Genomic DNA, 16924 nt, shown 5'->3' with positions numbered 1-16924 from the left:
TTTGATGTATAAATGGATTATTATCTATTCCAATTGAGTAGTGAATGAACTACTGCCTACTGCCTAAAAACTAACGAACTAATAAATTATGAACAAAAATATAACGTGCATTCTACCATATGCACCAATAGATGAATTAAAATCAACTATAAAGAATCTAAAAGACTCTGCTATGGTTGAGAAGATAATAGTTGTTGCACCTGAGGTTGTAGATGTTGAAGGAGTTGATGTTTTAGTTGCAGAAGGTGGAATCTATGTATCATCCACATGGAAAGCCTTGGTTGAGAGAATGTTGGGAGGATGTGTGGCTGTTTATACCAAACCAATGGCTTTGGTATTGGGGCAAAATGCATTGGAACGAATGAGTAAAGCTTGTGCAGATACCGGTGCCGGAATGGTTTATTCCGATTTCTATGAGCGAAAAGAAGGGCAATTAGCAGCTCATCCTGTAATTGATTATCAGGAAGGCAGTTTGAGAGATGATTTTGATTTTGGATCGTTAATGTTTTTCAAGAAGGAAGCTTTTGTAAAGGCGATTAACGAAATGGATGCCGATTATAAATTTGCTGCTTTATACGATGTACGTCTTCGGGTTTCGCAAAATTATGAGTTGTTTCATTTGCCTGAGTTGTTATATACCGAAGTAGAGTTGGATACACGTAAATCGGGTGAAAAAATGTTCGATTATGTCGATCCTCGTAACCGCGATCGTCAAGTTGAAATGGAACTGGCATGTACTGCCCATCTCAAAAAGGTTGGAGCTTATTTGAAACCCGATTTTAAAAAGATAGATTTTTCTGAGTCGAAATTTCCTGTTGAGGCTTCGGTGATTATTCCTGTCCGAAATAGGGAGAAGACGGTTGCTGATGCCATTGAATCGGTGTTGAAGCAAAAGACCATTTTTGCATTTAACCTCATTATAGTTGATAATCATTCTACAGACAAAACAACTGAAATTATTCAGTCATTTAAGGATGATCGAATCGTGCATATCATTCCTGAGCGTGATGATTTGGGAATAGGAGGCTGCTGGAACAGAGCAGTTGAGGATGAGCGATGCGGTAAGTTTGCTGTTCAGCTCGATAGCGATGATTTATATATTGATGAAACGGTTCTGGAGCAGGTTGTACAAGCTTTTTATGAGCAGAATTGTGCCATGGTGGTGGGTAGCTATCAAATGGTTAATTTCAAGCTGGAAGAGATTCCTCCCGGATTAATCGATCATAAAGAGTGGACAGCTGATAACGGGCGAAATAATGCACTTCGGATAAACGGATTGGGTGCTCCGCGAGCTTTTTATACCCCGGTTATTCGTGATGTAAAAGTGCCAAATACGAGCTATGGAGAGGATTATGCTTTAGGTTTGAATATCAGTCGAAATTATCAGATCGGGCGTATCTACAATCCGTTATATCTGTGTCGTCGTTGGGAAGATAACTCTGATGCTTCGCTAGATATCAATAAAATGAATGTGCATAATTTGTATAAGGATAAAATCCGGACGATGGAATTAAAGGCACGTCAACAAGTGGTAAAAAGGCAGAAGATTTAAGGCAGAAGTTGTAAGTTTATTTAATAACGGCAGTTTAAACTTCTGCCTTCTGGCTACTGCCTGAGAACTATTAATTTAATATGGAAACATCATATAAGGTAAATCAGCTGATTAAATCTCAGCTTATCAATTGGGAAGCGGCAAAGAAGAATTATGCCGGTTTGGATAAAGTGAAAACACGCAGCTTAACTTTATCGGGAGGTAGTGAGATTAAAGTGCAATTTAATTCCGAGCGTATTCGATCGTCGGCAGCAAAGGTTGATGCCCAATCAATTGAAGCGAGGCCTTGTTTTTTATGTGAAAGTAACCGACCCAAAGAGCAGGAGGGTGTTAGTTTTGATGATTATACCATCCTGATTAATCCGTTTCCTATTTTCCGGAGGCACTTAACCATTCCACACAATAATCATACTCCACAGTTGATTCAGCCTTATTTTCAATCGATGTTGGAATTAGCATATGAGTTGCCGGATTTTACTTTGTTTTATAACGGACCTAAATGTGGAGCATCGGCACCCGATCATTTTCATTTTCAGGCAGGGAATAAGGATTTTATGCCGATCGAAGCTGATTTTAGATCAGGTAAATATGCAAAGCTAACAGGGCTGGTTGATGAGGTGGCTATTTATACCTGGGAGAACTATAACCGGGGTGTAATAACTTTTATGGCTGATGATATGGAGGCTTTGGTTACTTTGTTTAATGACTTATATGTGTTGTTGCAAAAGAACCAACCGGATGAGGTGGAGCCAATGATGAATGTGCTAACTTACTTTGAAGAAGGTGAACTGGTTGTTCATATTTTTCCACGCATTCTGCACCGACCTGATTGTTATTTTAAGGATGGACTAGATCAAATTTTAATAAGTCCCGCTTCGGTTGATATGGGCGGAGTTTTTATCACTCCTAGGTTCGAAGATTACGAAAAGTTATCGTCATCAGATGTGGAAGAAATATTAGATCAGGTTTGTATGAGTTCTTCCGATTGTGAGCAATTCGCACAGTTGTTAATCGAAAATCATAGCAATGAATATATACCCGTAATCAATGTTGGGATTCTTTTTAAACCTAAAGTTGAATTTACATTAGAAGGGATTTATCAAACCGAAAAAGGTGAAAAACTATCCGGAAGATGGAAAGTTCAGATAAAGGGGGCGGATCAGATATTAAGTAATGGTGAAATAGAGCTTGAAGTTTTATCTGGGGCCGTTCTGAACCCGATGAATGAAGATTGTCAGTTTACACTCCATAATGTTACCATCGGTATTAATTTTCATTGGCAGCGCGATGAAGATCAGGTTTTCAGGGGTGGTTTAAAGTTGCTGATTGAAGATGAAAAAATCACTGCAATCAATATTCTTTCGGTTGAGGATTACCTGATGAGTGTGATTTCATCGGAGATGAGTGCAACCTCGTCATTACAGCTATTGAAGGCTCATGCGGTTATTTCACGAAGCTGGCTGTTGGCACAGATCGAAAAGAATAAAGCTTTAGAACAAAAAGTGGAGAAATACAGTTCGACATATCAAACCGAAACCGAATTAATCAGATGGTACGATCGGGAGGATCATGCCAATTTTGATGTGTGTGCCGACGATCATTGTCAACGTTATCAAGGAATAACCCGGGCCAATACACCAATGGTTGTGCAGGCAGTTAAAGAAACCTGGGGCGAAGTTTTGACATACGAAGGAGCTATTTGCGATGCCCGTTTCTCGAAGTGTTGCGGAGGTATGGTTGAGGTATTTGAGAATGTTTGGGAACCTGTTAATCATTCTTATCTGCAAAAGCTTGTTGATAATGAATTTGATCCGAAAGGTTTTAGTTTGGATCTGAAGACTGAATCATCTGCTCAAAAATGGATTTTAGGTGAACCCGATGCATTTTGTAATACCAACGATAAGGAGGTATTGAGTCAGGTGCTGAATGATTACGATCAGGAAACTAACGACTTTTATCGATGGACGGTTGAATATACACAGGAAGAAATCAGTACGTTGGTAGCAAAACGGACAGGTATTGATTTTGGTACTATACAGGAGTTAATACCTGTTGAGCGGGGTGATTCCTCACGTTTAATCAGATTAAAGATTGTTGGTGATAAAAAGACCATGATTATCGGTAAAGAGTTGGAGATTAGAAAAGCATTGTCTGAATCGCATTTATATAGTTCTGCCTTTGTGGTTGAAAAAGTGGAAGAAAATAACGCTGTGAAGTTTATTCTTAAAGGTGCAGGATGGGGCCATGGTGTTGGACTTTGCCAGATTGGAGCAGCCGTGATGGGAGCTAAAGGTTACGATTATAATACTATCTTGATGCATTATTTCAGAGGAGCGGGGTTAGAGAAGAGATATTAGTCAGTAGAGAGTAGTCAGTGGTCAGTACTTCTAAGGAGGCAGAGGGAAATCATATAGCTATTAGCTTGAATATAAAATGGCGTCACGGACTTCGGACCTTGCGCTTCGATCTAAAATTAGCACTGTGCACTTAGCACAAAGCACTATAATAAAATGAATAAAAAATCTACATCTCCCTGGGCGTGGGTGCCCACACTCTATTTCGCTGAGGGCATACCCTATGTGGTGGTGATGACTTTGGCGGTTATCATGTATAAGAAGCTGGAAATATCAAACACAGATATTGCCTTATATACTTCGTGGCTTTATCTGCCTTGGGTAATTAAACCCATTTGGAGCCCGATAGTTGATATTTTGAAAAGTAAACGCTGGTGGATCGTTAGTATGCAACTACTGATAGGTGCTGGTCTGGCTGGTGTAGCTTTTACCATTCCCACTACTTTTTTCTTTCAGTCAACGCTGGCATTTTTCTGGTTGCTGGCCTTTAGCTCAGCTACGCACGATATTGCTGCCGACGGTTTTTATATGTTGGATTTGGATGAGCATCAGCAAGCCTATTTTGTTGGAATCAGAAGTACTTTTTATCGAATAGCCATGATTACCGGACAGGGGTTATTGGTTTATCTGGCCGGTCAGTTAGAAGAGATGACGCTGTTTGGAAAGGATGCTCCCAGCATTCCACTGGCATGGTCGCTTACTTTTTATGTGATCACAGCTCTGTTTCTTTTGCTGGCTGTGTATCATAAACTGGTATTGCCTCATCCTACCAAAGATGAAGATAAGGAAGTGAAGAGCCTGAATGAGATCATGGATGATTTCGGACATACCTTTGTTACCTTCTTTGCAAAAAAAGATATCTGGCTAATAATGGGTATGCTGTTAACCTATCGATTGGGCGAATCGCAATTGGTAAAGATGGCTTCTCCTTTTTTGCTGGATAAACCAGAAGTTGGCGGCTTGGGATTAAGCACCAGCGATGTGGGTGTGGTATACGGAACCATCGGAGTAATTTTCCTAACAATTGGAGGAATCCTCGGAGGGTTGGTTGTATCAAAAAAAGGATTGAAATACTGGTTATGGCCCATGGTATTTGCCATTAACTTGCCCAACCTCGTGTATGTGTATCTTTCGTATGCCTTACCCAATTCTATTGTGTTGATAAGTGCGGCTGTTGCTGTTGAGCAGTTTGGTTATGGCTTTGGGTTTACTGCCTTTATGCTTTATCAGATATATGTATCAGAAGGAGAGCATAAAACGGCACACTTTGCTTTTTGCACCGGTTTTATGGCATTGGGCATGATGATTCCCGGAATGATTTCGGGTTGGTTACAGGAAATGATCGGCTATCAACACTTCTTTATTTGGGTGATGATTTGTACTATCCCTGCCTTTGTTATCATTAGGTTTTTGAAGATTGATCCGTCGTTTGGAATAAAAAAAGATGCTAGCCGTTAGCTATTAGCTGTTAGCCTTTTTTGCATTTATTTTATGTATGTTTAAAGGTGAAAATTCTAAGAACAGAGTAGCAATGTTACAAATTATAGTGAAAATACAAACAAGCTATCAGCCATCAGCTAGCGGCGAGTAGCTAATAACAATTAAACCCAATTTAAAATGACAAAATCCCCGCGTTACTTAGCTCTCGATGTATTACGAGGCATTACCATTGCCGGTATGATATTAGTGAATACCCCCGGCAGTTGGTCGTATGTTTATCCTCCGCTGCGGCACTCGGAATGGAATGGCTGTACACCAACTGATCTGGTTTTTCCATTCTTCCTTTTTGTGATGGGTGTTTCTATGTTTTTCTCCTTTGCCAAGTACGGAAGCGAACTCAATAAGCAATCGTTGTATAAAATAGCAAAACGTACGTTACTCATCTTTGCCATTGGCTTATTTATGAATTCATTTCCTCAGTGGAAACACGACTTTTCGGAATTGCGCATTATGGGAGTCCTGCAACGTATTGCCATTGTTTATGGAATCAGTGCTGTGTTGGTTCTTTCGTTTAAATACCGAACCATACAGTATATAGGCGGAGCAATTCTGCTTGCTTACTGGGCAATCCTTTATTTCTTTGGAGGAACAGAACCATATAGCCTCGAAGGCAATATAGTGACTAATATTGATCGATGGATTTTTGGAGAGCAGCATATGTATCATGGTTTTGGTATTGCTTTTGATCCGGAGGGATTGTTAAGTTCTTTACCGGCTGTGGTAACCACTTTAATAGGTTATTTGGTGGGACGATCGATAAAAACCATCGAAAAAGTAAAATTACCACTTCATCTGCTGATTGTAGGAGCAGTATTAACCGCTGCAGGTTGGTTGTGGGATTTTGTTTGGCCCATCAATAAACCCATCTGGACAGGTTCATATGTGGTTTATACAGCCGGATTAGGTACCATCTTTTTAGCCATTCTGATATGGATTATCGACATCAGGGAATATAAAAAATGGACTTCATTTTTTGTAGTGTTTGGTATGAATCCATTGTTTATTTATGCATTATCTGGCATTTGGGTGAATCTTTTGTATAGTTTCCAATTCTCCGATCCAGTTAAAGTGGAAACGATGAGTGGATATCAGGCCTTGTACGAAAAGGTATTTGTTCCACTGGCAGACAATATGAATGGTTCACTTTTATTTGGCTTGGCCCATATTATTTTCTTCTGGTTTATTGGCTGGATACTTTATAAGCGCAAGATATTTATTAAGGTATAGCAATGCATAAGTACTAATTATTAAGCTCTCGGAAACTGATTCGGGAGTTTTTTAGGCTTGTAATGATATAAGATAGTTCGCATTTATTTTTAGTTTCTTGTATGTTTGGGTAGTTGAGGTAATGATGATTATAAATATAGGGTACTCAACAATATCGTAATAAATTCCTATATTGAATGCCTTTAACCATTGTAAATTAATTGGTTGTTTGGGTTGTCGAGAGCCTTTCAAGCATTATGTGATTTGAAATTTATTCTGATAACCCAAAGAGTATTGAAAAAAACAAACAAGAATGAATTGTAAAAACTGCCAAACCCCAATTAACACAGAATATAAGTATTGCAATGAATGTGGAGCTAAGATTATTAGTCAACGAATAACAGTAAAAAGCCTTATTTCAGGTTTACTGGTTTCATTAGGCTGGGACAGCCAATTTTTTGTCACATTCCGGGATTTATTGTTGAAACCTCACTTGGTATTTGAGAGGTATCTGAGTGGAACACGAAAGAAGTATACTAATCCATTTACTTTTTTTGCCATTGGAACCGCACTTTCTGTTTTTGTACTAAGCTTTTATTCTAATGAGTTAGTTGAAATTTCTTCCAAGGCAAGTTCAAAATCTTCTGAAGCTATAGTTTATCAGCAAAAAGATAAAGCTAATACTGATAAGGCTGATTTTATTAAGAAACAACAAGAGTTTAACAAGAAGATCTTCGTCTTTATGTTTAAATATTACTACTATTTGTCGTTTCTTATATTGCCAATATATGCTCTTATTGCACTAATGGTTTATGGTAAACCTGAATACTACGGAGAGCATTTGGTAATAAATGCTTACATACAAGGAATGCTCTTTTTCTTTGGATTGCCTTTATTTTTTCTAACACAACTATTACGCTATGACGTTTATAGTGTCGGCTCTATTTTATTAACAGGAGTTTTTTATTTGTATGCTTATAAAAAGTACCGAAAGCATTCGTTTGGAAAAACATTGCTTAAGCTGTTAAAATTTATTGCTATTCTCTTGGGGTTTGTTCTACTCATTGCAGTCGTTGGAGTAGTTGTCGGCATTTTTCTTAAAGTAAGATAAAAGCTTCATCTAATTATTGTATTATTTTAACTCCATATTTAAATTATACGGTTGTTCTGCTGTTGGAGTAGTATGTTATTTATAAATAAGTTGTTAGATGAGGACTGATATGCAAATCATAATCCCGAATACCTGTCTTAGAGTTAGACCTTCAGTATTCTTCAGCCTCAAACATTGTGTCTATCTTTATTGATAATTCACCTCTCCTCTAATCCTCTCCTCAAGGAGAGGAAGACATACCGTAAACAACTCCTTCTTCTTAAAGGAGAAGGCCGGAATGAGGTGATTATCAAAATCACCCCTTGCCATAGCCCTGCACACTATTTATGCTTTCCTGCAGGCTTTTTTATCGCCCTGTACCAAATTTGAGTTCTCCTGTAGGCTTTCTTATTATCCTGTTATGTTTTTTTGGCTTTCTGTAGCAAATTTTGAAGACCTGCATCATTTTTACGAGTTCCAGTGGTACAGGAAGATGTAAAAATGGTACAGGGAGGTATGGAAACAAACAGGGCGCCCTGCATGTGATACAGGACGCACCTAATTAGTACAGATTAATATTACTCAGATACAGTGCTGTTGCTATCCTTCTTATTTTGATTTTGTTTTCGCCAGTAGGCGCTTGAATAGCCATTTAGTCTTTTAGGATTTTTACGGAATACATATTTTCCGGCTTCACGAATCTCGTCTACCAGATTTTTCATATATGTATATGCTTTATCGCGAATAATTTTCGACTCATTAGAATCGGCTTTATTGTCGTTGGCTTCGGCCCACAAATCAGCAAATTTATCGGTATAGGAAGATTTATAAAAGAAAAACCCCCAAGGCCTGAAGGTCCCGGGGGTATTAATCTATAGCTAAAAATCAATCTTGGTGTAATTATTCAATAATCAGCTTTTGGGTATCTGTTTTATTGTCTGATACTACTTTAATAAGGTAAATTCCACTTGTAAGATCAGAGCAGTTAATAACTCCTTCTGCATTAACAATGGTAACCTTCTTTATCAATTGTCCGCTGTTATTATAAATATATAACAAGGCCTCATCCAGACTATTTTCAATGGAAACATTGAAGTAGTTCTTAGCTGGATTTGGATAAATGGTAACACCGTTGGAGCTGCTTTCAACGTCTCCAATAGCTGTTGAGGTACCCTCTTCAATCTGCAGCTCAGTAATACTCACCCAGTCACCAGAATATGAATTTCCAACTCCGGTTACCGTTAGGCGGGCATAGCGGGCATTAACAGCATTAAACGCGTCGCTTATTGGTTGAGTGGTTGATGTGTTTGCTGTGCGATCAACAGTATACGGATCAGAGAAGTTAACATCGTCATCTAGCTCTATGGTATATTGGTAATTTCTATTGGAGTAGGTATATACCTTGGTTCCGATAATGGATTTTATTTCGCCATAATCAATAACTAATGATTGTGGGAAATACTGAGCCGACCAACGTGTTGCAGTGCTTCCATCCAGAATATTAGAAGCATAATTACCCGTTTGTTCGTTGGTATAAGATAATATAACCGGATATGATGCTTCGCAATCGGCAGGTGTTCCATCCGTAATCTCAATATAATCGATATTCGGAAGACCTGCTGATGTAGTTGCTTCTATGCGAATATCAGCTATTCCAGGTTCAGCAGGGAAGCTCAATGAAACAATTTGGTTATAGTCAAGGCTACCTGATGCACTGATTTCTAAATCTTCCACAACCGTTACGCCATTAACAATTATATTGGCAGTTGTTGCTTCGGTTGATGCATACACAATATTAATTGTTTTTAGTCCATCAGATTTATATATCACCTTGTAATCAATACCACTTCCGGTTGCATCAGTAGTGTTAGCATAGCCATTTTCAATGGTTCCATCAATGCTGCAAAATCCTTTCGCATTTTCTTCTATTTTGGCTATATCCTGATCGTTATAGAAATCAGCAGTATAGGACATGGTTGAAACAAGATTTTGATAAGCTTCTCCTGCCGGATACAACTCACCTGTTCCTGAATTGGTCATTCGCAACTCCTCGTTACATCCATCCCAAACATAATAGCGCTCAACAAATGAAGTAGTATCCAGCATATTGATGAATTCTTCAATTACTGCTCCATTCTCTTCAATGCTTGGTACATTGCCGTCATAGGTCCAGTTACAACCATTGTTAAACTCGGTAATCCAGATTGGGCGCTTGTAAGTGTCATAAATAGATTTTAAAGCATCGTAATAGCCTTTTGCGGTGTATCCGGCTCTATAGAAGTGCCATGCAATAAAGTCAACACGATAATCCAAAGCTTCAGCCTGAGCCATAAAATCAGCTAACCAACTTAATCCGCCATCTGTAACAGCCGGTGATCCTAAACGTAATCCTGACTCCATCATGTTAGGCCAGCTGGCAATAGCCCCTTCAACTGTACTATAACCATCATCCACCGAGTTGTCAGGCTCGTTATAACCTAAAGCACTGGTAGAAGAATATTTATCGTAGAAGTTACTATATGCATTCCAGTTTGGATTATGACGCATTGGTACATATTCAACATCAATAGTAGAATAAGCAGAATTATTGTAGTCGTAGTGCGATCCGGCATTAAAACGATCAGCTCCGGCCGAACTGCCTCTCCAGCCTTTTTTAACGGTCCATCTCCATGGGCGAACTACAATAAAAGATACAGAATTGTCAAGTCCCTCAGGCATAATATTGATGGTTACATCATAGTCGTCGGCAATGTATACCCTGCTTTTTCCTGTACCATCAGTATTAGTGGCAAAGGTTGCCATGTAACCTTTTTTCAGAACAAACGATTCAATGTCGTTATCCAATTCACCCAATTGGCTTCCGGTATAATGATAGCCGCTAACAAAGTCCATTGACGATCCGCCTAATGATTGATTGCTGTATACAGTTAAAGCTGCATACGAAGTGGAATGAGGGATAACCATTGCTCCGTTTAAGTATGGAGCCACTCTTACGTTCACTCCATGTTCGGCAACTTCGCCATTAACCGTAATGTAGGTAAGTTCTGAGTTAATTACTTCAGAAGGTTTTAAGCTGGCGAAATAAATCCACGCATCGGTTGAAACCAGGTTAATGGAACTGCCGCTTAGAGGGTTTGTATTTCCGGTGATGGTTAATTGACCGTTACCACTAATTTCAGCAGCTTGATTCTGGAAAGTTTCTACTGTAGCGGTATAATTCTCAAGGCTGCTTAACTGTACAAACTCAAAATGTATCGAATAAGTTATTTCAGATCCATTACCGGCAGTAACAGTAACCTGAGTTGTTCCTGGTACCTGGGTAGCTGGTGTAATAGCCGGCTCAGCTGCGTATGAACTGTTTTTAGTGGCAGTAACAACTGGTACATCAGGTGTTTGAACCGTTGATGAATAAATATTGTAAGTATATTCCAATGTTTCTGCATCAAAGTCTCTGATGGTTATTCCATCAACCTGTAAATCGGCCAATGAAGCATCGATGTTTTGAGCAATAACTTCTTTTAATGAATTGATGGTTGATTCTAATTGAATGGTCAATTCAGCTTCATTTTCTGAAGTTAAGTCAGTTGATAACAAAGTTTCTGCTTCCGTGGTATCGAAGCTATCCGGTAAATCAGATGAGTCTTTTAATGCTGTAAGCTCTGTTTTTAAGGCTTCAGCCAATGCAGCTGCTGAGCCAAAATAAGTAAGCTCAAAATTATCTACACTCGACCATCCACAATCACCATCAAAATAAATACCAATTGAAACTGAGGTTTCCCCCTCCGGTATTATCACATAGGGTGTTTGGTAAGGATTAAATCCATAGTTTAAAGCTCCTCCAACATCACCTATACGGTTGACTTCAACATTAGCGATGGCTGCAGAGCTTAAAGTACTACCTGGTTGTGCTCCAATAAACATTTTGCCTGATGATTCAACTCTACCACGAGCAATTGCATCTACTTTATAGGCACCAGCCGGAATACCAGCTATTGTTTGGTAGTTGATGGTTGATGAATTTGGATCACCATCCATCACATGATTAGGAGATGGAGCGCCGTCAAACACAGCATTAGCACCGTTAAATACCCCAAATGTTGAAATCCAACCGTCGGTTGATCCGCCATTCGCTTCAAAATCGGGATTTATTATTTTTTCAGTGATATTGATCGGATTTTCATAACTGGCTCCTTGCAATTCGTATAGGTAAATAGCCGCCTCAACATCTGAAATAGCATCCGTTAAGTCCTTCTCTGCCTGTATAACTTCAACGGTAGTGGCAGCCTCGTTATCGTATATAGTTTGAGCAGTTGAGATGGCAGCAGATAAATCGGTATAGGCAGTTGATCCGTCAGGTATTGGTTGTTGATTTGCCAACATATCTGAAGCAGTTGCTAATAGGGCTTCCAAATCTGTTTTGTCGGCTTCCAGTTCTAAAAGTTGAACATAGTCGATAAACAACCTGCCATTTGCAGTTGAAGTAGAACCATATGCCTGCATGCCCACCTGAATTGCACCGGTTGTTGATTCGTAAGTCTTAAAGCGAATGGTGTCCAGTACCCACTGTCCGCTTGTTGAGACAGTTGTTAAATCAGAAAGGGTGCTCTCACCGCTTTCCGGAACCCATCCTGTATGGTTAGCAAAAATATTGTCGGCACCCTGTATAGTGGTTGCCACAACTAATCCATAATTACCCACGGGAAGTGTTACCTGTTGAGTATAGGAAATAATTCCACTCCATCCAACCGAGAATCCAACTGTTCCATGACCCGATCCGGTTGATCCGTCATATGAAGTTGCAGGTATACTAACACCATTAAAGGTGCCATTCCATCCAAATTCGAAGTCGCCGGCAGCACTCCAAGCCGGGCGACTACCTATGCTCCATCCTGTGATGGTAACCATGTTGCCGGGATCGGCTGAACCGATAGTAGCAGTGCCTCCGGTCAGATAACTACAATCTTCATCAAATCCTGCATTCGTAATGTAAGAACTTGTTACATCTGTTTGTGCTTTTATTATCGGAAAATATGTGATTCCAATAAATAAAAGTACTGCCCAAGTATACTTAGGTACATTTTTTATCATAGGTTGTTCTTTAAAGAAAAGATTAATAATTCAGATAGTAAAAATAGAGCGTGTGATCTGAAATTTATGTAAGAGAATTTAAATCAATTAGTAATAGAGTGATTTTTATAATAGAAATTCTACAAAAATTGTTAAAAATTTGTTCAAGGGAGGCGGTTTTAGGTTTTCTTGTGTGCTATAAAAAAAATCCCGACTGAATCATCAATCGGGAGTTGTTGTGCCCAGTAAAGGACTCGAACCTTCACGACCTTGCGGTCACTGGTCCCTGAAACCAGCGCGTCTACCAATTCCGCCAACTGGGCTTGCGGAGAGCAAATATACTATTTCAGTTTGATAATTATATGAAAGAACCGATCAGAATCATCCAATCGGTTCGTTTTATATTGTTATGTTTTGATCTGTAGGTATGTTAGAAACCTGGATTTGCTTTATTAGTTTAATCTTACAGATTGCGGAAAATATAATCGGCTTTCATTCTGTAAAGATGTGAGCGTGTGTTACCTCCGTAAATACTATGGTTGCGGTTGGTGTATGAGAACATATCAAACTGTATGCCTGCCTGCACTAAACGATCAACATATTCAATGGTATTTTGGTAATGAACATTGTCATCTGCTGTTCCGTGAATCAGGAATAAGCGACCCTTTACATTTTCAGCCAGATTCATTGGGCAGTTCTCATATCCTTTAGGATTTTCTTTAGGTGTACGCATATATCGCTCAGTGTAAATAGAATCATAATAGCGATAGCTGGTTACCGGAGCAACAGCAATACCCATTTTAAATACATCTGATTTGCTTAAGCACATGGCTGTCATATAACCACCGTAACTCCATCCCCAAATACCAATGCGTGAGGCATCAACATATGGAAGGCTACCAAAATATTTAGCCGCTTCTATCTGGTCATGCGACTCAATCTCACCTAAGTTAAGATAAGTGCATTTACGAAATTCTTCTCCACGGGCTCCTGTGCCACGAGGATCGACACAAGCAACCATATATCCTTCCGAAGCAAGGTATTGTTCCCATCCAATGCTCCAGTTATCAAGAACCTGTTGCGAGTTAGGACCACTGTATTGAACCATTAATAAAGGATACTCTTTGTTGGCGTCAAAGTTTAAAGGTTTCACCATCCAGCCGTTTAATTCAACTCCTTCGGATGTTTTAAAAGTGAAGAATTTTTTAGGACTTAAATCAAATCCTTCAACACGTTTTTTCAGATCGGCATTATCCTTGAGAGTTCTTACCAATTTTCCATTACCATCGTGAAGGGTTACCAGAGTGGGAGTTGTGGTATTGGAGAAGTAATTAATGTAATACTTGAATCCCTTGCTGAAAGACGCTCTGTTGGTTCCTTCTTTTTTCGAGAATGAAATTTTCTTTTTGCCATCAGCACTTGCTGCATAAACTTCACGTTGAAGTGGAGATTTTGCAGCGGCTTCATAATAGAACAGCTTTTTCTTAACATCATACCCAAGGTATTTGGTAACGTCCCAGTTTCCTTTAGTTACTTGTGCCACTTTTGCTCCGGCTAGTGTGTAAATATAAATGTGGTTGTATCCATCCATTTCTCCAACGTACACAAAGTGCTTATTGTCATCTAGGAATTGCAGATTATCCAACACATTCTGATCCACAAAATAATCGTTACGATGCGTAAAAATAGTGTTGCAAATGCCTGAAGCTGTATTGGCTATCATCAGGTCAAATTGGTTCTGATGACGATTAAACTTCATTACACCCAATTTACCTTCGGTTTTTGTGAATCTAACACGAGGGATGTAAATGTCGGTTTCTTCACCAATATCCATTGTTTTGGTGGTACGGTTCTTAATGTTGAAAACATGAACACTAACAATAGCGTTTTCTTCACCGGCTTTCGGGTATTTGAATCGGTATTGATCAGGGTACAACGCGTTTTCTTCGTGAGTAGGATTAGATCCCTGATAAACGGGGAATGAATATTCCTTTACATTAGACTCATCAAAACGGATGAAAGCAATTTCTTTACTATCCGGCGACCAGTCATAGGCTTTGTTAAATTCAAATTCTTCTTCGTAAACCCAGTCGGGTGCACCATTGATTATAGAGTTGTATTCACCATCCTCGGTGATGGCACTCTCGGTTCCGAACTTTAGTTTTTTAAGAAATAGATCATTGTCGCGCACAAAAGCTACCATCTCGCCATTGGGAGAGAAAGATGCAACTTGTTGTTTACCATTTTCCGACAGAGGGCTTAATTCTTTATGAACTAAATCGTAGATGTAATAGTCGGCTCGGAATGAACGACGATAAATCTTCTCACTATTGGTGTAAAACAACACTTTGGTTTCGTCAGCATTTAATTCATAACCCTGCATATGTGTTACCGGACAATCTTCAATGGCTTTTAAATCCATGATGGTACCTGCTTTTTTGCCGGTTTTATACTCATATTTCTCAATTTTAGATCCTTCTTCTAAAGTAGTAAAATGAATACCATCGTTCATGGATGTTAAACCATATACCGATTGAGCATAAAAAGTACCTTTTTTCGTAAAATCATCTAGTGTTACGGTCTTTTTTTGAGCAAATACCATAGCTGGTAGTGCTAAAAAAGCCATTAAATAAAAAAGCTTACGCATGTTATAATTAGTTTTAATTATTTCTATTAGCCGTTTTTTCGGAGACTCAAAACTAATAAAATTGAATTTGAGAGGATACAGGATTTCTCTATTTGTTTAAAAATTAATAGTAATGTTTAAAAACGCCACTAAAATTCCAAGATTGTTTTTAAAATTTATAAAATGGTTACTTTTGAATTACAAAATAATACCAAACACTCAGTACTAAGATTCTAAATACTCGAATTATAATGAATACAGCCGGGCATTCCAAGGCAATTACCAAGCTTTTGTTGCATTTACATCCTAATAAGGTTGATGAACAATCCATAAAATTTACCCGCACCTTTGGTTTGGGAGGTGTGGCAGCTTTATTGTTTGTAATCTTGTTTATAACCGGAATGTTACTGCGTTTTGCATACGTACCTTCAGTTAAAGAGGCTTATGATTCTATTATAGAACTACAGAATAATGTAGTGTTTGGTCAGTTACTGCGTAACCTGCATTATTGGAGTGGGATGGGATTGGTATTGGTTTCGTTTCTGCATGTGATTCGTGTTTTTTACTCGCAATCGATTTATTACGAGCGCCGTAAAAACTGGATCTACGGGTTGTTAATGATGTTCCTGGTTTTGTTCTCTAACTTTACAGGTTATTTGTTACCCTGGGATCAGTTGGCTTTTTGGGCCGTAACCATCATGACGAATATGCTGAGTTATATTCCATTTATTGGAGATGCATTAGCTGATATGGTGCGGGGAGGAGACGAGGTGACAGAGATTACACTATTAAGGTTTTATCATTTTCATACCGGATTACTACCCCTGTTGATGGTGTTCTTGATGTCGATTCATTTCTGGTTGGTACGAAAATCAAAAGGTGTAACCGTTCAAACCAGTGAAAAAAGAGAGATGGTTCCTACGCACCCTAATTTGCTGTATAAAGAGATTGTGGTTGCGTTGATTGTGATAGTAGCCTTGTTTTTGTTTTCGATGTTGGTGAATGCGCCCTTGCAAGATAAAGCCAATCCACTTATTAGTCCTAATCCAAGTAAAGCACCATGGTATTTTATGGGCTTTCAGGAGTTGTTATTACACATTCATCCGGGGTTTGGTATATTTGTAATTCCGTTGCTGGTAACAGCTTTTCTTGTATATATACCATACATGAAATATACCGATCTGAAGGTAGGAGTTTGGTTTAACTCTGATAAAGGTAAGAAGTTAACCCTTATAACTTTTGTATTTGCAGTGTTATTAACGCTGGTAGTGATAGTAACCAGCGAGTATTTTCTGGATTTACGTGACTGGATGCCTCAGGTACCCGTTTTAATTAGCACGGGTCTGCTTTTATTATTGTTGTATATGGTTCCGGCTGCTGCCTATCTGTATTACATAAAATCGAAATTCGATGCTGCCAAAATAGACATTGTAATGGCAATGTTTACTATTCTTATTACTGCATATATTGTTATGACTATAGTAGGCAGTTTGCTTAGGGGAGAAGGAATGCACTTATTTGCTTAATTG

At 38.8% G+C, this 16924-nt stretch carries 9 protein-coding genes and 1 tRNA gene; 6 read left to right on the top strand and 4 right to left on the bottom strand.

The annotated features are described in order from the left end of the window. Nucleotides 1-88: 88 nt before the first annotated feature. From KEM10_RS16420 to KEM10_RS16395, 5 genes are all read left to right on the top strand, one after another. Nucleotides 89-1552, top strand: coding sequence for a glycosyltransferase family 2 protein (locus tag KEM10_RS16420; RefSeq protein WP_212217119.1), 1464 nt, complete (start codon nt 89-91; stop codon nt 1550-1552). Nucleotides 1553-1632: 80 nt separating this feature from the next. Next, nucleotides 1633-3909, top strand: a complete 2277-nt coding sequence (locus KEM10_RS24320) for a DUF4922 domain-containing protein (RefSeq protein WP_244825948.1) — start codon at nt 1633-1635, stop codon at nt 3907-3909. A 153-nt stretch (nt 3910-4062) separates the two neighbouring features. Then, nucleotides 4063-5364, top strand: a complete 1302-nt coding sequence (locus tag KEM10_RS16405; protein ID WP_212217118.1) for an AmpG family muropeptide MFS transporter — start codon at nt 4063-4065, stop codon at nt 5362-5364. Between the two features lie 159 nt (nt 5365-5523). Continuing rightward, nucleotides 5524-6633, top strand: a complete 1110-nt coding sequence (locus tag KEM10_RS16400; protein ID WP_212217117.1) for an acyltransferase family protein — start codon at nt 5524-5526, stop codon at nt 6631-6633. Nucleotides 6634-6925: 292 nt separating this feature from the next. Then, nucleotides 6926-7723 (top strand): DUF3667 domain-containing protein, encoded by a 798-nt coding sequence (locus KEM10_RS16395; protein ID WP_212217116.1) that lies wholly within the window; start codon nt 6926-6928, stop codon nt 7721-7723. 557 nt (nt 7724-8280) lie between these two features. Here KEM10_RS16395 and KEM10_RS16390 read toward each other — a convergent pair. The 4 genes from KEM10_RS16390 to KEM10_RS16375 all read right to left on the bottom strand — a co-directional run bounded on the left by KEM10_RS16390 (nt 8281) and on the right by KEM10_RS16375 (nt 15416). After that, on the bottom strand, nt 8281-8424 hold the full coding sequence (locus tag KEM10_RS16390; RefSeq protein ID WP_212217115.1) for a hypothetical protein: 144 nt from the start codon (nt 8422-8424) through the stop codon (nt 8281-8283). A 178-nt stretch (nt 8425-8602) separates the two neighbouring features. Next, on the bottom strand, nt 8603-12790 hold the full coding sequence (locus KEM10_RS16385; RefSeq protein ID WP_212217114.1) for a glycosyl hydrolase: 4188 nt from the start codon (nt 12788-12790) through the stop codon (nt 8603-8605). A gap of 218 nt (nt 12791-13008) precedes the next feature. Then, nucleotides 13009-13092: transfer RNA gene (locus tag KEM10_RS16380), tRNA-Leu, on the bottom strand. Nucleotides 13093-13232: 140 nt separating this feature from the next. Further along, nucleotides 13233-15416: a S9 family peptidase gene (locus KEM10_RS16375; RefSeq protein WP_212217113.1), complete on the bottom strand. Its 2184-nt coding sequence runs from the start codon at nt 15414-15416 to the stop codon at nt 13233-13235. A 230-nt stretch (nt 15417-15646) separates the two neighbouring features. Here KEM10_RS16375 and KEM10_RS16370 point away from each other — a divergent pair, with 230 nt between their 5' ends. Then, nucleotides 15647-16921 carry a cytochrome b N-terminal domain-containing protein gene (locus KEM10_RS16370; RefSeq protein WP_212217112.1) on the top strand — a complete coding sequence of 425 codons (1275 nt, stop codon included), beginning with the start codon at nt 15647-15649 and terminating at the stop codon, nt 16919-16921. Nucleotides 16922-16924: the final 3 nt, after the last annotated feature.

It is taken from the genome of Carboxylicivirga linearis (genome assembly GCF_018271995.1).
Taxonomy (GTDB): Bacteria; Bacteroidota; Bacteroidia; order Bacteroidales; family Marinilabiliaceae; genus Carboxylicivirga; species Carboxylicivirga linearis.
Note: the sequence above shows the minus strand (reverse complement) of the source record. Positions and strands in the feature narration are given on the sequence as shown.